The 19,172-nt window shown below is 66.9% G+C and carries 22 protein-coding genes; 11 read left to right on the top strand and 11 right to left on the bottom strand.

Translation table 11 applies throughout. The annotated features are described in order from the left end of the window. Positions 1 to 37: 37 nt before the first annotated feature. On the bottom strand, positions 38 to 475 hold the full coding sequence (locus H512_RS0104660) for a hypothetical protein (RefSeq protein ID WP_026782488.1): 438 nt from the start codon (positions 473 to 475) through the stop codon (positions 38 to 40). Continuing rightward, positions 472 to 948 (bottom strand): MarR family winged helix-turn-helix transcriptional regulator, encoded by a 477-nt coding sequence (locus tag H512_RS0104655; RefSeq protein WP_053239549.1) that lies wholly within the window; start codon positions 946 to 948, stop codon positions 472 to 474. Before H512_RS0104655 ends, H512_RS0104660 begins: the two co-directional genes overlap by 4 nt. A 257-nt stretch (positions 949 to 1,205) precedes the next feature. Here H512_RS0104655 and H512_RS0104650 point away from each other — a divergent pair, with 257 nt between their 5' ends. Then, on the top strand, positions 1,206 to 1,760 hold the full coding sequence (locus H512_RS0104650) for a class I SAM-dependent methyltransferase (protein ID WP_026782486.1): 555 nt from the start codon (positions 1,206 to 1,208) through the stop codon (positions 1,758 to 1,760). A 7-nt stretch (positions 1,761 to 1,767) separates the two neighbouring features. Here H512_RS0104650 and H512_RS0104645 read toward each other — a convergent pair whose 3' ends face one another. After that, on the bottom strand, positions 1,768 to 2,337 hold the full coding sequence (locus H512_RS0104645; RefSeq protein WP_026782485.1) for an FMN-dependent NADH-azoreductase: 570 nt from the start codon (positions 2,335 to 2,337) through the stop codon (positions 1,768 to 1,770). Between the two features lie 96 nt (positions 2,338 to 2,433). On the opposite strand from H512_RS0104645, the gene H512_RS0104640 reads away from it, so the two are divergent. Beyond that, complete coding sequence (locus H512_RS0104640) at positions 2,434 to 3,168, top strand: AraC family transcriptional regulator (RefSeq protein ID WP_026782484.1); 735 nt, start codon at positions 2,434 to 2,436, stop codon at positions 3,166 to 3,168. On the opposite strand, the gene H512_RS0104635 is transcribed toward H512_RS0104640, so the two are convergent. Then, positions 3,169 to 3,840, bottom strand: a complete 672-nt coding sequence (locus H512_RS0104635) for a TetR family transcriptional regulator C-terminal domain-containing protein (RefSeq protein WP_026782483.1) — start codon at positions 3,838 to 3,840, stop codon at positions 3,169 to 3,171. Positions 3,841 to 3,928: 88 nt separating this feature from the next. Next, entirely contained in the window at positions 3,929 to 4,477 is a 549-nt protein-coding gene (locus H512_RS0104630; RefSeq protein ID WP_026782482.1) for a cupin domain-containing protein, read from the bottom strand. A 177-nt stretch (positions 4,478 to 4,654) separates the two neighbouring features. On the opposite strand from H512_RS0104630, the gene aptA reads away from it, so the two are divergent. Then, positions 4,655 to 5,974: an omega-aminotransferase AptA gene (aptA, locus tag H512_RS0104625; RefSeq protein WP_026782481.1), complete on the top strand. Its 1,320-nt coding sequence runs from the start codon at positions 4,655 to 4,657 to the stop codon at positions 5,972 to 5,974. Between the two features lie 17 nt (positions 5,975 to 5,991). Here aptA and mgtE read toward each other — a convergent pair whose 3' ends face one another. Next, positions 5,992 to 7,359 (bottom strand): magnesium transporter, encoded by a 1,368-nt coding sequence (mgtE, locus tag H512_RS0104620; RefSeq protein WP_026782480.1) that lies wholly within the window; start codon positions 7,357 to 7,359, stop codon positions 5,992 to 5,994. A gap of 326 nt (positions 7,360 to 7,685) precedes the next feature. Here mgtE and H512_RS0104615 point away from each other — a divergent pair, with 326 nt between their 5' ends. The 4 genes from H512_RS0104615 to hydA all read left to right on the top strand — a co-directional run bounded on the left by H512_RS0104615 (position 7,686) and on the right by hydA (position 11,523). Beyond that, entirely contained in the window at positions 7,686 to 8,066 is a 381-nt protein-coding gene (locus H512_RS0104615; protein ID WP_026782479.1) for a VOC family protein, read from the top strand. A gap of 219 nt (positions 8,067 to 8,285) precedes the next feature. Then, complete coding sequence (locus tag H512_RS0104610) at positions 8,286 to 8,516, top strand: hypothetical protein (RefSeq protein WP_026782478.1); 231 nt, start codon at positions 8,286 to 8,288, stop codon at positions 8,514 to 8,516. 261 nt (positions 8,517 to 8,777) lie between these two features. Continuing rightward, the gene (locus H512_RS0104605) at positions 8,778 to 10,028 is read left to right on the top strand and encodes a Zn-dependent hydrolase (protein WP_026782477.1); all 1,251 of its coding nucleotides are present in this window, start codon (positions 8,778 to 8,780) and stop codon (positions 10,026 to 10,028) included. A gap of 40 nt (positions 10,029 to 10,068) precedes the next feature. After that, a complete protein-coding gene (gene hydA, locus H512_RS0104600) occupies positions 10,069 to 11,523 on the top strand; it encodes a dihydropyrimidinase (RefSeq protein WP_026782476.1) in 1,455 nt (484 codons plus the stop codon). A gap of 85 nt (positions 11,524 to 11,608) precedes the next feature. Here the strand turns inward: hydA and H512_RS22485 are convergent, their stop codons facing one another. The 4 genes from H512_RS22485 to H512_RS22480 all read right to left on the bottom strand — a co-directional run bounded on the left by H512_RS22485 (position 11,609) and on the right by H512_RS22480 (position 14,894). Then, the gene (locus H512_RS22485) at positions 11,609 to 11,932 is read right to left on the bottom strand and encodes an ArsR/SmtB family transcription factor (protein WP_084798300.1); all 324 of its coding nucleotides are present in this window, start codon (positions 11,930 to 11,932) and stop codon (positions 11,609 to 11,611) included. Between the two features lie 489 nt (positions 11,933 to 12,421). Next, the gene (locus H512_RS0104590; RefSeq protein WP_036789970.1) at positions 12,422 to 12,937 is read right to left on the bottom strand and encodes a transglutaminase-like cysteine peptidase; all 516 of its coding nucleotides are present in this window, start codon (positions 12,935 to 12,937) and stop codon (positions 12,422 to 12,424) included. A gap of 576 nt (positions 12,938 to 13,513) precedes the next feature. After that, on the bottom strand, positions 13,514 to 14,131 hold the full coding sequence (locus tag H512_RS0104585; RefSeq protein WP_053239547.1) for a PilZ domain-containing protein: 618 nt from the start codon (positions 14,129 to 14,131) through the stop codon (positions 13,514 to 13,516). 97 nt (positions 14,132 to 14,228) lie between these two features. Continuing rightward, a complete protein-coding gene (locus tag H512_RS22480; RefSeq protein WP_036789961.1) occupies positions 14,229 to 14,894 on the bottom strand; it encodes a PAS domain-containing protein in 666 nt (221 codons plus the stop codon). Between the two features lie 138 nt (positions 14,895 to 15,032). Here H512_RS22480 and H512_RS26840 point away from each other — a divergent pair, with 138 nt between their 5' ends. The 3 genes from H512_RS26840 (at position 15,033) to H512_RS0104570 (ending at position 16,682) form a co-directional block, all read left to right on the top strand. After that, positions 15,033 to 15,185: a hypothetical protein gene (locus H512_RS26840; protein WP_156899343.1), complete on the top strand. Its 153-nt coding sequence runs from the start codon at positions 15,033 to 15,035 to the stop codon at positions 15,183 to 15,185. Positions 15,186 to 15,388: 203 nt separating this feature from the next. Continuing rightward, complete coding sequence (locus tag H512_RS22475; RefSeq protein ID WP_053239546.1) at positions 15,389 to 16,120, top strand: rhomboid family intramembrane serine protease; 732 nt, start codon at positions 15,389 to 15,391, stop codon at positions 16,118 to 16,120. A 127-nt stretch (positions 16,121 to 16,247) separates the two neighbouring features. Further along, the gene (locus tag H512_RS0104570) at positions 16,248 to 16,682 is read left to right on the top strand and encodes a CBS domain-containing protein (RefSeq protein ID WP_036789958.1); all 435 of its coding nucleotides are present in this window, start codon (positions 16,248 to 16,250) and stop codon (positions 16,680 to 16,682) included. 501 nt (positions 16,683 to 17,183) lie between these two features. Here the strand turns inward: H512_RS0104570 and H512_RS0104560 are convergent. Next, on the bottom strand, positions 17,184 to 17,450 hold the full coding sequence (locus H512_RS0104560) for a hypothetical protein (protein WP_026782472.1): 267 nt from the start codon (positions 17,448 to 17,450) through the stop codon (positions 17,184 to 17,186). 278 nt (positions 17,451 to 17,728) lie between these two features. Between H512_RS0104560 and radA the strand changes: the two genes are divergently transcribed. Then, positions 17,729 to 19,150: a DNA repair protein RadA gene (radA, locus tag H512_RS0104555; protein WP_026782471.1), complete on the top strand. Its 1,422-nt coding sequence runs from the start codon at positions 17,729 to 17,731 to the stop codon at positions 19,148 to 19,150. The last annotated feature ends 22 nt before the right edge of the window (positions 19,151 to 19,172 follow it).

Below are 19,172 nucleotides of genomic sequence, written 5' to 3'. Positions count from 1 at the left end.
GCCGTCGATGACCGCCTTCGCGGCGGAATGAGGTCCGTCAGCCGGCCCGGCGCCGCCTGAGGCCGAGGCCGTCGCGGAAGCTCAGCGTCAGCAGCGCGACGTTGACGGCGCCGGCCGCCAGTTCGACCGCCTGCACCGCGTAGAACAGCGGTCCGATGGTGCCGCTGGCGGCGAGATGGTGCAGGACAAAGGCCGCCGGCACCAGGATCAGCAGGCCGTTGCCGGCAATTACCGGCATGCGCCGCCGCTTGGCGACGACGCGCGGATGGCGCGAGCGGCCGCCAAGACGCATGCCGCTCATGCCCACCGCCAGCATGGCCGGCACCAGCACGAGCAAGCCCCGGAGGATGCCGGTCTTGACGGCGAGGATCGCCGCATGGCCGCCGAACAGCTCGACGGCGACCGTCGACAGCCAGAAGGCGGCGATGGTGACGAGCGCCAGCAGACCGGCGATGGCGTGCAGCCGCTTGATCATCGCAAAGCCTCCGGATCGGCATTGTGGGTCAGCCGCTCGACGACAGTGCCAAGCAGGACGATCGCCGCCTCGATCGTCTCTCCGGCCATGCCGGCGAGAAGCGCTTCGGCAGTCGGGCGCCAGGCGGCGTTGGCGGCGGCAAAGGCTTCCCGCCCGCGCGCCGTCAGCCGCACCAGCCGGGCACGCCGGTGGTTGGGGTTGTCGTGGAGGCCGATCAGCCCGCCGGCTTGCAGTTCGTTGACCAGCCGCTGCACCGACTGCCGGGTGAGGCCCATGTTGCGGCCGATCTGGGCAGCCGTCAGCCCGGCGTCGTCACCGGCCGCGATGGCGCCGAGCACCTGCCAGCGGGCCGAGGTGAGGCCGATCGGCCGCGCCGTCTGGTCGCCCGCGGCGATCAGCGCGCCGTTGGCGCGGAAGATGGCCAGCGCCAGGCGGTTGGCCGGATGGTCGAAAGGAGAGAAGTCGCTTGGCATAATGACAATATGCTGTCATTAAGTAAGCATGCTGTCAATATCCGTCTACGCACTCGTCCCGAGCGGCGATGCTATCGACGGCCGCCGTCCGCCACCCCATCTCTAGGCATCGGCAGGCGCACCGGCCGGTTCGCCGCTTGTTTGCCAGGGCAATTCCAGCAAAAGTGGGAAACGGGTTTGCGTCCGGAGTTGCGTGAAGAAACATGGCATGTCCGATGAGTCGGCTTTCACGGACATGCTCCAGAGGGAGGAGCGCGGTGCCCCATCGCTGTCCCTGGTATCTCGGCTATGTCCTGCTCAACCCGTTGCGCCGGCTGCTTCAGCGCCCGGCCCGGCTGCTCGCCCCTTACGTGCGGCCGGGCTTCCGCGTGCTGGAGCCCGGCCCCGGCATGGGCTATTTCACGCTCGAACTGGCCCGCCTCGCCGGCCCGGCCGGCAAGGTCCATGTCGTCGACATCGAGCCGCGCATGCTGGCTGCCCTCGGCCGCCGCGCCAAGTCGGCCGGCTGCGCCGATCGGATCGACATGCGCCTCGCGCCGGAGCGCGGCCTCGGCGTCGCCGATCTCGCCGGCGAGATCGACTTCGTCCTCGCCTTCGCCGTCGTCCACGAGCTGGACGATGCCGCCGCCTTCTTCGTCGAGGCGGCGTCGAGCATGAAGCCCGGCGCGCGGCTGCTGATGGCCGAGCCGACCGGCCATGTCTCCGGAACGCTGTTCGCCAGGGAGTGCGCGGCGGCGGAAGCCGCCGGTCTTGTCCTTATGGAGCGCCGGGACATCTGGCGGAGCCACGCCGCCGTCTTCGTGAGAACCTGAGGCGAGGTCAGGCGTCGACGGCCTGCCGCCGTTCGGCGCGGAGGCGGGCGGCGATGCCAGCGATCTCGGCGTCGGCCGCCGCCAGTGCCCGCGCCTTGTGCTCGTCGGAGATGTTGACGCCCTCGGCGCGCACCACGTCGATGTCCTTGATGCCAAGCAGGCGGAAGAAGGAGCGGAGGTAGGGATCGACGAAATCCTCCTCCGGCCCGCGGTGGAAGCCGCCGCTCGCGTAGGCGACGATCACCCTGCGGCCGCCGGCCAGGCCCTCCGGCCCCTTCTCGGTGTAGCGGAAGGTCTTGCGCGGAATGGAGATCGAGTCGAGCCACGCCTTGAGGCGCGACGGCACGCTGAGGTTATACATCGGCGCGCCGATGACGATCACGTCGGCGGCGAGGAACTCGTCGGCAGCAGGACTGTCGCCGGCGCGCGGGTTGATGGCGGCCGGCGCCTCGGTGGTGAGATCGTGGCGGATTACCGTCTCGCCCGGCTCGGCCACGGCCGCGACGATGGCGGCGGTGAGCCGGCGCGAAACCGAGCCCTCGGTCTGGATGCTGGAATCGATATGCAGGATGGTCACGTGTCTGGCTCCGATTGACTGTCGGGCGACACCCTATCGCTGGCGCCGGCGATCTGTTATCGATAGTGGATCAATCAATATTGAGTTTGGGCCAAAGTGACCGACGCCTGCCATAACCGTCTCGTCGAGAGCGATCGGCGCCACAGCGCCGCCATGCACACCCACGACCAGGGCCAGCTCACCTATATCGAGCGCGGCGTGCTGAGCCTTGAGGCCGACGGCGGCATCTGGGCCATCCCCGCCGGCCGGCTGCACTGGATTCCGGCCGGCCTGCCGCACGCCTCCCGCTCGCACGGCGAGGTGCGTTTCTGGCTGACGCTGGTCGCCGACGACTTCGCCCGCCGCCTGCCGGACCGCATCACCGTGCTGGAGGCGTCGCCGCTGCTGCTGACGGCGCTCGAACGGTTGCGCGGCCTTGAACCGGGCGACCCGCTGGTCGGACCGCTGCTCGACGTCGTCGCCCACGAGATCGAGGCCGGCGCCGGCGACGAAGCCGGCATGCGCCTGCCGGGAAATCCGCGCATGCGCGACTGGGCGCTATCCTTCCTCGCCGCACCGAGCGTCAAGACCGGCATCGACGCCGCCGCCGCCGCGGTGGCCATGTCGCGCCGGAGCTTCACGCGGCATTTCGAGCGCGAGGTCGGCATGACCTTCGCCGCCTGGAAGCGGGCGGCCATCGTCCACCGGGCGGCGACGCGCCTCGCCGACGGCATGGGCGTCGGCGACGTCGCCATCGAGGCGGGCTATGAGAGCGTCAGCGCCTTCGTCGCCATGTTCCGCGCGGCGCGCGGCCTGCCGCCGGGCGCCTTCAGGCGGCGGGCGGAAGCCTGATCAGCGGTTGCCCGGCAGGATGCCGCGCATCAGCACGCCGATCACCGTGTCGGAGGCGGCGCGGAAGGTGGCGGGGTCGTCGATGCCGCACCCCAGCACCGAGCGGACCTGCACGTCGAAGTCGGCGTAATGCTGCGTCGTTGCCCAGATCATGAAGATCAGGTGGACGGGATCGACGTCGATCAGCCGGCCAGCCTTGATCCAGCGGCGGATCACCTCGGCCTTCTCGGCGACCAGCGACTTGAGGTCGGTCTTCAGCACGCCGTCGAGATGCGGCGCCCCTTGCAGCACCTCGCCGATGAACAGCCGGCTTTCCAGCGGAAAGTCGCGCGACTGCTCCAGCTTCTGGCGGATGTAGCCGCTCAGCTCGGTCTCCGGATCGCCTTCCTCGGCCATGTCGCGAAACGGCGCGAGCCACATGTCGAGCGTGCGCGTCAGCACGGCGGTGTAGATGTCGTGCTTGCGGCGGAAATAGTAGAGGAGGTTCGGCTTGGACATGCCGGCCCGTTCGGCGATCTGGTCGACGGTGGCGCCGCGGAAGCCGTAGCGCGAGAACACCTCCAGCGCCGCGTCGAGGATACGCTCCTCATTCTCGACCTGGATGCGCGTCCGCTTCTTCGAGCCGCGCGCTCGGGCGAGGTCGTTGCTGTCGGGGACTGTATCGTAGGTCATGCCGCGACTGTCCACGCAATCCAGGCGTTCGGCAAGTCCCGATCGATCGCAAAACGGCGGTGGCAGTGGATGAATTTCATCGGAGTCTTCAGAAGCTTGGCGGCGTGCAGACCGAGATCACCTCGCAGACCTCATCGCTGACGTTGCGGAAGCGGTGCGGCTCCTGGCTTTTGAAATAATAGGCTTCGCCGGGGCCGAGCACCTGCCGCTCATCGCCGACCGTCACCTCCAGCTGGCCGCAGAGCACGATGCCGCCTTCCTCGCCCTCGTGGCGGATGCGGATGCGGCCGGAATCGCCGCCCACCTCGTAGCGCTCGGACAGGATCTGCAACGCCTTGCCGGAAAGGTCGCGGCCGACCTGCCGGTAGGAGACGCCGCCGCGGCCGATCTCCATCAGGTCCTCGGCCCGGAAGAATATCTGCTCGGCGGCCGGCGCTTCCTCGGCGAAGAAGTCCGACATCGGCAGCGGCAGCGCGTCGAGGATGCGCTTCAGGGCCCCCACCGACGGGCTGATGGTGTTGGATTCGATCTGGCTGACCGTGGCGTTGGAGATGCCGGCCCGCCGGGCCAGCTCGCGCTGGGAGAAGCCGCGCGCCTCGCGAAACCGCCTGAGCCGGCCGCCGAGATCGAGCGTCATGCCGTCCTCCCTGTTAACTCGTTCGATATTCCGAACAGGCCGCCACGAATCGCCCGCAATTGCAAGGGGTGGCCCCTGCGCAAGATAACTGCTTGTTCAGGAAACCGGCCTGTCGTTATCTACGTAGCGACACGGAGGCCGCAGGAGCCGCCGCGATCCGTTCGCCCGGAGATCCTCATGAACGTGCCCGTTCCCAACAACCTCGAAGCCTTCTGGATGCCGTTCACCGCCAACCGGCAGTTCAAGAAGGCGCCGCGCCTTCTGGCCTCCGCCTCGGGCATGTACTACACCACCGTCGACGGCCGGAAGCTGCTCGACGCCGCCGCCGGCCTCTGGTGCGTCAACGCCGGCCACGGCCGCCGCGAGATCGTCGAGGCGATCGCCGCCCAGGCCGGCGAACTGGATTACGCGCCGGCCTTCCAGATGGGCCATCCCAAGGCGTTCGAGCTGGCGGCGCGGCTGACCTCGATGCTGCCCAAGCCGCTCGACCACGTGTTCTTCACCAATTCCGGCTCGGAATCGGTGGAAACGGCGCTGAAGATCGCCATCGCCTACCAGCGGGCGCGCGGCAAGGGCACCAAGATGCGGCTGATCGGCCGCGAGCGCGCCTATCACGGCGTCAACTTCGGCGGCATCTCGGTCGGCGGTATCCCAACCAACCGCAAGTTCTTCGGCTCGCTGCTGACCGGCGTCGACCACATGCGCCACACGCATGATCCCGAGCGCAACGCCTTCTCGCGCGGCCAGCCCGAATACGGCGCCGAATTTGCCGACGAGTTGGAGCGGATCATCTACCTGCACGACGCCTCCAACATCGCCGCCGTCATCGTCGAGCCGATGTCCGGCTCCACCGGCGTGCTGGTGCCGCCCAAGGGCTATCTCGAACGCCTGCGCGAGATCTGCACCAGGCACGATATCCTGCTGATCTTCGACGAGGTGATCACCGGCTTCGGCCGCCTCGGCGCGCCGTTCGCCGTCGACTATTTCGGCGTCGTGCCGGACATGGTCGTCACGGCGAAGGGCATCTCCAACGGCGTCGTGCCGATGGGCGGCGTGTTCGTCGGCTCGGATATCTACGACGCCTTCATGACCGGCCCGGAGAACGCCATCGAGCTGTTCCACGGCTACACCTATTCGGCCCATCCGGTGGCCTGCGCCGCCGCCATGGCGACGCTCGATATCTATGCCAACGAGGGCCTGCTCACCCGCGGCGCCGAGCTGGCGCCCTATTTCGAGGATGCGCTGCATTCGTTGAAGGGCCTGCCGCACGTCATCGACATCCGCAACATCGGCCTGGTCGGCGCCGTCGAACTGGCGCCGATGGCCGGCGAGCCGACCAAGCGCGCCTTTGCCGCCTTCCTCGCCGCCTACGAGAAGGGCGTGATGGTCCGCACCACCGGCGACATCATCGCCCTGTCGCCGCCGCTGATCGTCAGCAAGGCGGAGATCGACACGCTGGTGTCGGTGCTCGCCGACGTCCTCAGGGCGCTGCCCTGAGGACTGCCGGATGGCGGTCAGAGCAGCGTGCCGCGCAGGATCAGCAGCGCCACGCTGAAGTAGATGACAAGGCCCGTGACGTCGACCAGCGTGGCGACGAACGGCGCCGAAGCGCTTGCCGGGTCGAAGCCCAGCCGTTTCAGCATGAACGGCAGCATCGAACCGGCGAGCGAGCCAAAGGTGACGATGCCGACGAGGCCGACGCCGACCGTCAGGGCGATCAGCTCCCAGTGCTGGCCATAGTCGAAGATGCCGAGCGTCTGCCAGGCGGCGATGCGAACCATGCCGATCACGCCGAGGCTGGCGCCGAGCGTCAGGCCGATCGGGATTTCGCGTAGCGCCACCCGCCACCAGTCGCGCAGCCGCAACTGGCCGAGCGCCAGGGCGCGGATCAGCAGCGAGGTCGCCTGCGAACCGGAGTTGCCGCCCGAACTCATGATCAGCGGTATGAACAGCGTCAGCACCACCGCCTTCTGCAATTCGTCCTCGAAATGCTGCATGGCGCTGGCGGTCAGCATCTCGCTCAGGAACAGCACGGCGAGCCAGCCGGCGCGCTTGCGGTACATGCTGAAGAAGCCGGTATCGAGATAGGGCTCGGTCACGCCCTCGACGCCGCCGAACTTCTGCACGTCCTCGCTGCCTTCGGCCAGGATGGCGTCGATCACGTCGTCGACGGTGACGATGCCCAGCATCTGCCGCCGCTCGTTGACTACCGGCACCGACAGGAGGTCGTGGATGGAGATCAGCCGGGCGACCTCCTCGCGGTCGATCTCGGCGCGCACGGTGATCGGCTGGCGATCGGGGGCGAGATCGAGGATCGGTTCTTGAGGCTCGCCGATGATCAGTTCGCGCAGCGTCACGACCCGCTTGAGGGCGCGCGTCTGCGGGTCGAGCACGTGAATCGAATAGACCGTCTCGCGGGTGCTCTCGACCTCGCGGATGTGGCGCAGCGTCTCGGCCACCGTATAGGTGTCGGGCACGCTGACGAACTCGGTCGACATCAGGCTGCCGGCCGTGCCCTCGGGATAGGCGAGCAGCCGCTTCAGCGGCCAGGCGCTGTCGAAGTCGACGCGCTTCAACAGCTCGGAGCGATCCGCCTCGTCGAGCGCGCGCAGCACGTCGGCGGCGCGGTCGTCGGCCATGCCCTTGAGGATTTCGCCGGCCCGGTCGTGCGGCAGGTCGAGGAGCAGGTCGCCGGCGCGGGTCAGCTCCGGCCGGTCGAACACGTCGATGGCGCGTTCGAGGGGGAGGTGGGCGAGCACCGCCGCCGCAGTCTCCCTGTCCTCGTCATTGAGACGGGCAACGATATCGGCGGCATGCGCGTCAAACAGGTCGGCAAACAGTACCAGATCGACCGCGCCGGGCGCGATGCGGATGTCTTCCATGGTCTCACCTCTCGATCCGTCGTCACGGCGGATCGCGGGTGAGCCAACCCATGCGGGTCAGTCCGGCGTCGGCCGTGACGACAAGGACAATCGACTACTGTCGCTTGGCATGGGGTTGTGTTCCTTAGGACTCACGCCTCCGGCCGGAACCGGTCAGCGCGCCGGGAAGATGGTCCTCCAGGCCGTCAAGGTCAAGTCAGTCCGCGAGAAAAAGCCATTCCGGCCGGCGTCGTCCGCCATGGCGGCGGCCGACAATGCGGGTTGCGCCGGACGGCTCGATAGTTCATGGTATGTTCTGCGCGTAATCCAACGGAGAGGAGATCGTCATGATCAAGCACGGTACCTTCATCTGGAATGAGCTGATGACGCCCGACGTCGCCGCCGCCACGGCGTTCTACGCCGCCGCGCTCGGCTGGACCTTCACCGAGCAGAACATGGGCGAGGGTGGCATCTACACGCTGGCCCACGCCCCGTCGCAGGAGATGCCGGTGGCCGGCATCTACGAATGGCCGGACAGCCAGCCCGGCTCGCGCGACTGGTTCCCCTATGTGGCGATCGACGACATCGACGCGGCGGTGGCCAAGGTGGGGCCGGCCGGCGGCAAGGTGCTGCGCGGTCCGTGGGCGATTTCGGGCGTCGGCAAGGTCGCCATCGTGCAGGATGCCGCCGGCAGCGCGATCGGCTATCTCGAACCCGAGCCGATGTGACGGGCCGCCGCTCATCGGACTGTTCTGTCGGTCATCTGCGTCGGCCGCCTTGTCCCGGAGGGATCGCGGCGGCTGGTGCGATGCGGCAGGCCGGGATGTCCGGCGTTATTTGTCGCCAATCGCGATCTTGTGATCCAGCTGCCCCCGTTTTGCCCCGATCCGGCCATTTCGTGCGTCGGGCGGAAGCGTTGATTTCCGCCGGTCTCGACGGGGTGAGCCATGACTTGGGTTGTCGCCGTGACCATGTTGGTTGCCGCCTTCTGCGGCCTGATGCGACGTCTCGCTGCGGCACTCGTCGGAATGTTCCTGCTGGTCATGTCCGGCATCGGCAACATGCTCATGCGCCAGCCGGCGTCGCTTCTTCACCTGACGCTGCATGCCTTCCATCTGATCCTGATTTTCAACATCACCTACGCCGCTTTCCTGCTTCTGGCCGCGGTCGTTTTCTGAGCCGGCTGCCGGTCTCCCGGCCGGCGATGCGTGACGATGCTGGCCTGGGCGCGTCTCCGGCAGGCGCTGAAAACCAAGGCTCGGCCGGGACTTGCTGCCCAATAATCATCCTTGACCATCTCAACGGCAAACGGGACCATGGCTTTGTCGATCGGTAAATGATCTGCGGTCCGATGCCGGCGCCCCGCCGCTGGTGTATGACGGGGCAGGATCACCGTTTGCGTCAGGGTGGATGCCGCAGGCGGCGCGCGAGGGAACGGGATGACGAAGCCGGCCGACAACATGCGCGTCAATGGAGCGCGTCTCTGGGACAGCCTTCAGGAAATGGCAACGACCGGCCCCGGCCTCCGGGGCGGCTGCAATCGCCAGACGCTGACCGACGCCGATGCCAGCGGGCGGGCGCTGCTCAAGTCCTGGGGCGAGGCGGCCGGCATGACGCTCGGCGTCGACAAGTTGGGCACCATGTTCTTCACCCGCCCCGGCACCGATGCCGGCGCGCTGCCGGTTTACGTCGGCAGTCATCTCGACACCCAGCCGACCGGCGGCCGCTACGACGGCGTGCTCGGCGTGCTCGGCGCCCTCGAAGTCGTGCGCTCGCTCGACGACCTCGGCATCCGCACCAGACATCCGATCGTCGTCGTCAACTGGGCCAACGAGGAAGGCGCCCGCTTCGCGCCGGCCATGCTGGCTTCCGGCGTGTTCGCCGGCGTCCACAGCCTCGACTACGCCTATTCCCGTCAGGATCTCGACGGCAAGACCTATGGCGACGAACTGTTACGCATCGGCTGGCGCGGCGACGAGGAGGTCGGCGCGCGCAAGATGCACGCCTATTTCGAGTATCATATCGAGCAGGGGCCGATCCTCGAAGCCGCGGGCAGAGAGATCGGCGTCGTCACCCATTGCCAGGGCCTCTGGTGGCTGGAATTCACGCTGACCGGCAGGGAGGCGCACACCGGCTCGACGCCGATGGACATGCGCGTCAATGCCGGCCTCGCCATGGCCCGCATCTTGGAACTGGTGCAGAAGGTGGCGATGGACAACCAGCCGGACGCCGTCGGCGGCGTCGGCCAGGTGAAGGTCTCGCCCAACTCGCGCAACGTGCTGCCCGGCAGCGTCGTCTTCACCGTCGACATCCGCTCGCCCGAGCAGGACAAGCTCGACCGCATGCGGGCGATCATCGAGGCCGAGGCACTGAAACTCTGCGCCGCGCTGGGCGTCGGGTGCGCGGTGGAGGTGGTCGGTCATTTCGATCCCGTCACCTTCGACCCGACGCTGGTCGCCCGCGTCCGCGCGGTGGCCGAAAGGCTCGGCTACAGCCACATGAACATCGTCTCCGGTGCCGGCCACGACGCCTGCTGGGCGTCGAAGGTGGCGCCGGCCACCATGATCATGTGTCCTTGCGAGGGCGGCCTCAGCCATAACGAGGACGAGAGGATCACGCCCGAATGGGCGGCGGCCGGCGCCGACGTGCTGCTGCACGCCGTGCTGGAAATAGCGGAGATCGTCGCCTGACAGGCGGCGCGCCGGTTATGAAACAACGGGGGAGGGAGCCATGTCGAAGGTCATCAAGGGTGGAACCGTCGTTACCGCCGATCTGACATATGAGGCCGACGTGCTGATCGACGGCGAGCGCATCGCGGCGATCGGCCCCGATCTCCGGGGCGACGAGGTGCTGGACGCCTCCGGCTGCTACGTCATGCCGGGCGGCATCGATCCGCACACCCATCTCGACATGCCGTTCATGGACACCTATTCGGCCGACGACTTCGACAGCGGCACGCGGGCCGGCCTGGCGGGCGGCACCACCATGGTTGTCGACTTCGTGACGCCGCGCCCTGACCAGTCGATGCTGGAGGCCCTGCAGAGCTGGCACAATCGGGCGAGCCGCGCCAACGCCGATTACTCCTTCCATATGTGCGTGACGTCGTGGAGCCGGCAGATCTTCGACGAGATGAAGGTGATCGTCGAGGAGAAGGGCATCAACTCCTTCAAGCATTTCATGGCCTACAAGGGCTCGCTGATGGTCGACGACGACGAGATGTTTCAGTCGTTCCAGCGGCTTGCCGAACTCGGCGCCTTGCCGATGGTGCATGCCGAGAACGGCGACGTCGTCGCCCAGATGCAGCAGAAGCTCTATGCCGAGGGCAACACCGGCCCCGAGGCGCACGCCTATTCGCGTCCGCCCGAGGTGGAAGGTGAGGCCACCAACCGCGCCATCATGCTGGCCGACATGGCCGGCGCGCCGCTCTACGTCGTGCACACCTCCTGCGAACAGGCGCACGAGGCGATCCGCCGTGCCCGCCAGAAGGGCATGCGCGTCTACGGCGAGCCGCTGATCCAGCACCTCCTGCTCGACGAGAGCGAATACGCCAATCCCGACTGGGATCATTCGGCGGCCCGCGTTATGAGCCCGCCCTTCCGCAACAAGCTGCACCAGGACAGCCTGTGGGCCGGCCTTGCCGCCGGCTCGCTGAGCTGCGTCGCCACCGATCACTGCACCTTCACCATCGCCCAGAAGCGCAACGGCCTCGGCGACTTCCGCAAGATTCCCAACGGCACCGGCGGCCTCGAAGACCGCATGCCGCTCTTGTGGACCTACGGCGTCCGCACCGGCCGCCTGACCATGAACGAGTTCGTGGCCGTCACCTCCACCAACAGCGCCAAGATCCTCAACATGTACCCCAGGAAGGGGGCGGTGCTGGTCGGCGCCGACGCCGATCTCGTGGTCTGGGACCCCAGGCGCTCCAAGGTGATCTCACCTGGGAACCAGCAATCGGTGATCGAATACAACGTGTTCGACGGCTACGAGGTCACCGGCCTGCCGCGCTTCACGCTGTCGCGCGGCCGCGTGCTGGTCGAGGAATCGACCATGAAGACCGAGGAGGGCTACGGCCGGTTTGTGCCGCGCAAGCCGTTCACGGCGGTGGCTCGGTCGCTCAGCCAGTGGAAGAACATCGTGGCGCCGCGCCGCGTCGAGCGCGCCGGCCTCCCGGCGACCGGCATCTGAGGCCGGCCTCCGTGCCTGGCAGCCGGCAGGAGCCGATCGCGACACGCAGGACAAGCTCGCATCGATCCGGAGACGCCGCGCCGTCTCAGCCGAGCAGACAGCGCAGCCCGGCGAGGAAATCGATGAGGCGCTGGCGATGGGCGCAGTAATAGATGGTCCGCCCCTCGCGGCGGGCCAGCACCAGACCGTCCGACCGCAGGCGTGCGAGCTGTTGCGAAACCGCAGGTTGCGGAAGCGCCAGCTTCCTCTCAAGTTCGCCTACCGAGCATTCCTTGCCGCATAAATGAACCAGGATAGTAAGGCGCTGCTCGTGCGAAAGCGCCCTGACGGTGCCGCACAAGTCGTGAATCAGCGACGAGATGCTTGCCTCGCCGTCCTCCGGCAAAGCGATCTGGGTAGGGTCTTGCATGGCTCAGTTCACCTCGACGCATGAGGTGCCTTCGTCGGCACTAAACCGTCAACGCCAAGGAAACACAAGGCGAGCCAGCAGACGGCTTCCGTGTGTCGGTCGCCCGAAAGGCGTCGCCATATAACCTTTGCGAGTGATACTAACAATGATAATATAATCATATAAAAAAGTGAACAAAAGAACTAATGGGCGATAATGTAGACTGTTTTTAGAAACGATGGGTTTTCGGGGGAATTTCAAGCCGGTAGAATGGCAGCTACTCCGGATGAAACGGGGCAAGCATAATATCCGCTCGTCTCGCCGTCGGGATAAATAAAATCTTGAGTTGTAGTAAATCTTGCGAATTATTCCTGAGGAAATTACTGCGCCTGATGGTCCAGGCGCGTCTTTTGGACATGATCAGCGATTGTTCACCGTCACGCGCTGGAAAAGAGAATCGAAACGTCGCCATTTCCCTTCCGGGAAACGGCGACGTTCTGGTGTCTGCGGTTACTTCAGAGAGCCGACCAGCGAGGCGCGGGCGTCCTCGATGAGGTCCCAGGTGTTGGGGTCCGTGGTCGATTGGCGCTTCAGATAGGTATAGGGCGTGTCGGCCCAGACCAGGATGCGATCGGTCTTGTTGTCGAGCACCACGTCGCCGCGATTGGTACGGACGGTGAGCACCGCGTGGCCGGAGCCAGTTTCGTCGCGCACCACGGTGATCAGCAGCGCGCTTTCCGGCCAGCCGGCGCGCAACAGGTCGCGCCGCTTCTCCAGCACGTAGTCCTCGCAGTCGCCGGCCAGCTTCGGATAGTCCCAGTGCTCGAGCACACCGTAGATTTCCATGTCGGTGGCCGGCAGCACGGCGGTGTTGACGGCCGTGTTGACCTGGTTGAGCTGGTTCCACACCGCCTGGGTCAGGCTGACGACCTGATTGGCGTCCTTTGCGCCCCGGCAATCGGCGGGATACTCGGCGCAGAACTGCACGTAGCCGACCGGCGGCGCCGCGATGCCGCGGATTTTCATTTCCTTCTCGGCCGCATTGGCGCTGGCAGCTGCAAATAGAGCCGAAGCAAACAGAACCGTTGTTCTTAGCGTCGCGATCTTTCTCATCGTCGTGACGTCTCCCTGTTGTTAGTCAGGAGAATGACACAATTGTTTTTCGGTCACGTGAAATGGAGGAATCAAAACGGCCGTATCGCGGAAATGATCTGTTTACGAAAATTCGAGATGCATTTTATGATTTGTTTATACTGATGAAGTCGATCGTGTTTACTTTCCATCCACCATGGTTCATGCGTTCGGCCGCCGGCGTTAAGGCTTGGTGACCCGGAGGGAACGCACCAGCGGCCGGGACGCTCCCGGTTGTCCGATTTCGGAACGTCCCGTCTCGATGGCTGCATTAACCCTGCCAGGGCGAGGTGTCCGGCAATGGCACAGCCGGCACGGTGCGGGGGAGGGGAGGAGGGCGCCGATAGCGGGCGCGGGACAGGCGCGATCGCGCCGGCCGGGCGTTGGGACGGCCGGGCCGGCGGATGGCGTAATCATGGCTTGGTTAGCGAAGGGGAAATGCCGCGGCGGCCGTCATGGCCGCCGATCTCCTCAGAGATTGTTCTTCAGCATGTCCTCGGATTGCAGCATCGCGAATTCCAGGGCGATGCCTTCCTTGAAGTGGCGCACCACGCGGGCGCGCATGCGGCCAAGCGTCACCGCGGTGCCGAGCGGCGGCTTGAAGTCGGTGGCGATGGCCGCGCCCGACAGCGACACGTCGATGATCTTGCAGCGGCTTTCCTGCCCGTCGGGCAGGACCAGATTGGAGAACGGCCGTTGTGGCGTGATGCGCTCGTGGCGGCGGTCTTCCGGCAGGTTGAGGTTGTCGCGGTTGGCGAGCCAGGTGAGCTGGGAGGCCAGCTTCTCGCGCTTGCCGGCCGTGGCGTTCACCGTCATGGCGAAGCCGCCCTCGAACAGGCGTGTGATCTGCCCTTCGATGCGGCCGACGTGGTCGAGATAGGCGACGACCCGCTCGCCGACGTCGCCGGATACCGGCGTCATCAGCGCCACGCCGCCGGGCGACATATCCTGCACCTGGCAGGGGTATTCGTTGCGGCTGGGCAGCATGAAGCGGCCGAGCACGTCGATCTTGACGCGCTGGAACCGCCGGCGTTCCGGCTTGGGAAATCTGCTCGTCCGGGGGGGCGTCGGGGCCGCGAGGGTTGCCATGCCGCTGTCCACTGGCGGCCACGAGCGGCCGCTCACCCCACAACGGTAAGCATCCAACCTTAAGATTGGGTTTAGCCGGTCCGTCCGTACCGCCTGATCAGTCGCTGCGGCCGCCCTCGATGACGCGGAAATGGCGGAACACCCGGCCCGACGCCTGAGGAGGAACGGGGCGGCGGCGGTCGAAGCGCAGCGGCGGCGGATCGTGGCGGACCGGCGAGCCGCCGTGCGTGCCGTCCACCTTCTCCGTGTTGAGCAGGAAGGCCGGCTTCTCGTCGGGCCAGATCAGCCGCAGGCTCTGCAACGGCTGCCGTACCACCGGGTAGAGGCCGAGCCAGTAGGGTTGATCCATCGGCGCGAAGCAGCCGAGGATGCGGGTGTGGTTCGGCCCCTCGTGATGGAGCGGCAGGAACATCACCTCCACCGGCATGATCTGGCCGCGCTCGTTGGTGGCGCTGAGGCCGAACACGGCGGCCGCGCCATCCTCGACGACGGCCGCCAGCAGGCAGGCGATCGATTCGCGGTCCTTGCCGGACCAGAAGTCCAGCATGTTGCGCCCCTTGAGTTCGCGGCCATAGGCGGCGCAGAGGCGCGTGCCGGCCAGGCGGAAGGAATAGGTGTGGCGGTCGAGCGCCTCGAGGATGAAGGTGTCGCCGAGCAGGCCGCGGATGGCCGCGGGGTCGACCTCGTTGCGCTCGGGCGCCGGTCGCTGGCCACGCAGCTTCGTCCAGTAGTCATAAAGTGAACGCGCGACGACGCTTTTCATCGGAATCCCCGCAAAACCGGACCGATCCGGCTCAAGATGCCTGGCCCGACGGAGCGCCATGCCATTTCGGCACAGTCATGCCCCCGTCTCGGACCAATCTGAAGGCTCCCGAGCAGACCTCGTGCCAGGAGACTTTTCTTGTCCCCGCTGTTCTCGGGGAGAAGGGGATCGGCAGTTGAAAAAGCGGCCTGCCGAGTGGAGTGGCCGTTCGTCCGACCTGTTCCTGAAATGACGAATGCGGACGTTCTGAAAGGAACACCGGCGGCGGAAGCGTTCGCCGCTGAAACATGACCATTCGGCGCCGGTATGTATTGATGATCGGTTAGCGCGGCCGTTAAGTTTCGAGTCGATCGGTCGATCGCCGCGCCGGCTGCCCCGTTGCGGCACGTCCGGCCGCCGCTGTGCCTTTTTGACTGCGCTCTGGCACGGCTGCCGCCTTTGGGCTAAAGCCTGTCAGGCCCGCCGGCCGGACGGCGGATGCTGAGGGAGCCGCGATGCAGGGCGACAACGACAATCATCAACCGATGTTCAACCTGCCGCGAGTGATCCTCGCCTTCATCCTGCTGTCGGCCGGCATCTTCGTCGGACGCACCTGGTATCTCGGCGGCGACGGCGCCACCACCTTCCTCCTCACCTTCTCCTTCACGCCGATGCGCTACCGCTTCCTGGCGTCGGGCGTCGACTTCCCCGGCGGCTGGGCGGCCGGCCTGTGGAGCCCGTTTACCTACGTCTTCCTCAGCCCGACGCCGTCGGCCCTGGTGTTCGACCTGCTGTGGCTGACCGCCTTCGGCTCCGCCGTGGCGCGTCGCTTCGGCCCCTGGCGCTTCGTCGGCTTTTCCGCCACGGCGGCTCTGGTCGGCGCCGGCCTCTACTGGCTGCTGATGCGGGACGGCCAGTCGGTGCTGCTCGGCCCGAGCTTCGTGGTGGCGGCGCTGCTCGGCGCGGCGATCCGCTTCGTCTACGCCGCCGGCATCGGCGGCATCATGACGATGGGCGGCGACGCCTGGAACCAGCCGGCGCTCGGCATCGTCGAGATGTGGTCGGACGTCCGGGTGCTGCAACTGTTCGGCTTCATCTTCGCCGCCAACGCGTTGTTCGCCGTGCTCTACGCCTCCTCCGGTCTCGATGGTCGGGCGCTGTTGCAGAACGCCCTCGGCTACATCGTCGGCATCCTGCTGTTTTCGCTGTTCGATCCCCGACGGCCCGTTCCGGGCCGTGCCGGCTAAGGGAAATTCCCTAGAAGGCGCTTGAATCGGCGTGCAATTCATTCCATCCTTTATCCAAGGCGACGGGGAGGACGGCCGCCGGGAGACCGGCGGGCCCGGAAAGCCAGGATGAGCTGGAGGGATAGCAATGACGACCGTCAGGCAGATTTTGTCCGCCAAGGGCGATGGAGTGGTCACCGGCGACCGAACGATGTCGCTGGGACAGGCGGTGGCGCGACTGGCCGACAACCGGATCGGCGCGCTGATCTTCGTCGATGACGACAGCCGTGTCGTCGGCATTCTGTCGGAGCGCGACGTGGTGCGCTCGCTGGCCAAGCACGGCGCGCCCGTGCTGGACGATGCCGCTGCCGATCACATGACGCGGCAGGTCAAAACCTGCACGCGGGAGGATACGGTCGAGGATCTGATGGACATGATGACCGCCGGTCGCTTCCGCCACCTGCCGGTGGTTGAGGAGGGGCGGCTGGTCGGCATGGTGTCGATCGGCGACGTCGTCAAGCACCGCGTCGCCGACATCGAGCATCAGGCCAAAGAGATCCGCAACTACCTGTTCACCTCGTGAACGGGCCTGCCGGCGCGGGATCGCCGGCATGGTTTTCCACTGCCCGGCGTCCGGATGGCGCCGGGCGCAAAGAAATTCCGCTTTTCTCGTGGAAGGTTGGAAGGATATTCGCCTTATTGCCCATGGCAAGCGGGCGGAAATGCGTTGCGCTCCGGCGAGAGGCCGCTAAGATTTCCATCAAGCCCGGTCGACTGGGTGCGCGGTTTCGTGTTCACGGAGCCGCATGAACAGCGGTTCCGCCGGCGGCGGAGCTCACGAACAGGTTGAAACGTTCTGTTTCGGCGATGGTCCGGAAGCCGCTTGTCGGAGGCCGGAGGATCGCCAAGGCACGAAGGAGACCCGCGATGAGCCTGACCCGTAGCCTCAACACCCTCGTCGTCTGTGCCGCGTTTCTGTTCGTCGTAGCCATTGTGGCCGGCGTCATCTGAAATTGCGGCGCACGTCGGTTCCCGACAAGCCGATCAGCGGAGGCCCGCCGGTCGGCTTTTCCGTTTCCGGGCGTCAGGACGCGATGACGATGCGCTCCACCTCGGCGCGGCGGGAATCGAAGCGGCCGAAGATGCGCGCCGACAGGGCGCGCTCGCCCTTCAGCACGATGGTGGCGTCGCCGTCGAACAGGCAGTCGACGGTGCTGAACGTGCCGGAATGCGTCTCGATCCGGTCGAGTTCGGGCTTGTCGCCGCCCGCCGAAAGGCTGACCCAGGCCGGCGAAGCCTCGATCTGGTAGCGCTTGATGGCATCGGCGATCATCGTCTTGGTCGGGTGCATGATGGTCCTCGGGAAATCTCTTGGGAAGAATACATACGCGACAAACGTTCTTTTCCGGCTAATGACGACAAAACTAAGGCGTTTTCCTCCACTTGCGACCTTGGTCGGGGGAACGCGCCGGATTGCCGCAAGCCCTTGAGCGGCGACAAACTTTTTCCGTCTGGTCAATGCGGCATCGACGTTTTGCTGTGGACAAAACAGGAACATTCGGTCATTGTCCGTCAACCATGTCCGCTGTTTTCTGGCGGGCCGACCGATTCCCCCGCTCCGGAGACCCCATGGCCAAGCGCACCACCCAATTCGTCTGCCAGTCCTGCGGCGCCGTCAGCCCGCGCTGGGTGGGCAAGTGCGAGGCCTGCGGCGAGTGGAATTCCTTCGTCGAGGAGGTCGGCGGCGGCGCCGGCATGGGCTCGGCGGTGTTCGGCCAGAAGGGCCGGCCGATGCGCAAGGGCCGCGTCGTGCCGCTGGTGGAATTGTCCGGCGAGATCGTCCAGGCGCCGCGCCTCTGCTCGGGCATCGCCGAGTTCGACCGCGTCACCGGCGGCGGCTTCGTGCGCGGATCGGCGCTCCTGGTCGGCGGCGATCCCGGCATCGGCAAGTCGACGCTGCTGATCCAGGCGGCGGCGACGCTGGCCCGCCAGGGCGCCCGCGTCGTCTACGTCTCCGGCGAGGAGGCGGTGGCGCAGGTGCGCCTCAGGGCCGAGCGGCTCGGCCTCTCCGACGCGCCGGTGGCGCTGGCCGCCGAGACCTCGGTCGAGGACATCCTGACGACGCTGAACGCCGGCCCGCGTCCCGACCTCGTGGTGATCGATTCGATCCAGACCCTGTGGACCGAGCTGGTCGAATCCGGCCCCGGCACGGTGACGCAGGTGCGCACCGCCGCCCAGGCCATGGTCCGCTACGCCAAGGAGAGCGGCGCCACCGTCGTGCTGGTCGGCCACGTCACCAAGGACGGCTCGATCGCCGGCCCGCGCGTCGTCGAGCACATGGTCGACGCCGTGCTCTATTTCGAGGGCGACGGCGCCCGCCATTTCCGCGTGCTGCGCTCGGTTAAGAACCGCTTCGGCCCCACCGACGAGATCGGCGTGTTCGAGATGACCGGCGAGGGCCTGCGCGAGGTGCCGAACCCCTCCGAGCTGTTCATGGGCGAGCGCGACGGCGCCGCGGCCGGCGCCGCCGTCTTCGCCGGCATGGAGGGCACGCGGCCGATGCTGGTGGAGATCCAGGCGCTGGTGGCGCCCACCTCGCTCGGCACGCCGCGCCGCGCCGTCGTCGGCTGGGACAACAGCCGCCTCGCCATGATCCTCGCCGTGCTGGAGGCCCATTGCGGCGTCCGCTTCGGCCAGCACGACGTCTATCTCGCGGTAGCCGGCGGCCTCCGGATCCAGGAACCGGCCGCCGACCTCGCCGTCGCCGCCGCGCTGGTGTCGTCGCTGGCCGGCGCGCCGCTCGGTCACGACTGCGTCTATTTCGGCGAGGTCAGCCTGTCGGGCGCCGTCCGGCCGGTGGCGCACGCCGCCGCCCGCCTCAAGGAAGCCGAAAAGCTGGGGTTTGCTCGGGCGGTCGGGCCGAAGCTCGCCCGCGGCGACGCGCCGACCGGGCTGAAGCGGGCCGCCGTCGCCCAACTCGTCGATCTCGTCACCCGCATAGCGGCCGACGGGGCCGGCGCGCCGGCGGCGCGGCGCGAGCAGCGTGGATAAGCGGCCGGCCGGGGAAGGGCAT

This window comes from Pleomorphomonas koreensis DSM 23070 (genome assembly GCF_000425185.1).
In the GTDB taxonomy this organism is placed as follows: Bacteria; Pseudomonadota; Alphaproteobacteria; order Rhizobiales; family Pleomorphomonadaceae; genus Pleomorphomonas; species Pleomorphomonas koreensis.
The sequence above is the reverse complement of the archived record's forward strand: the minus strand, read 5'-3'. Positions and strand labels throughout refer to the sequence as shown.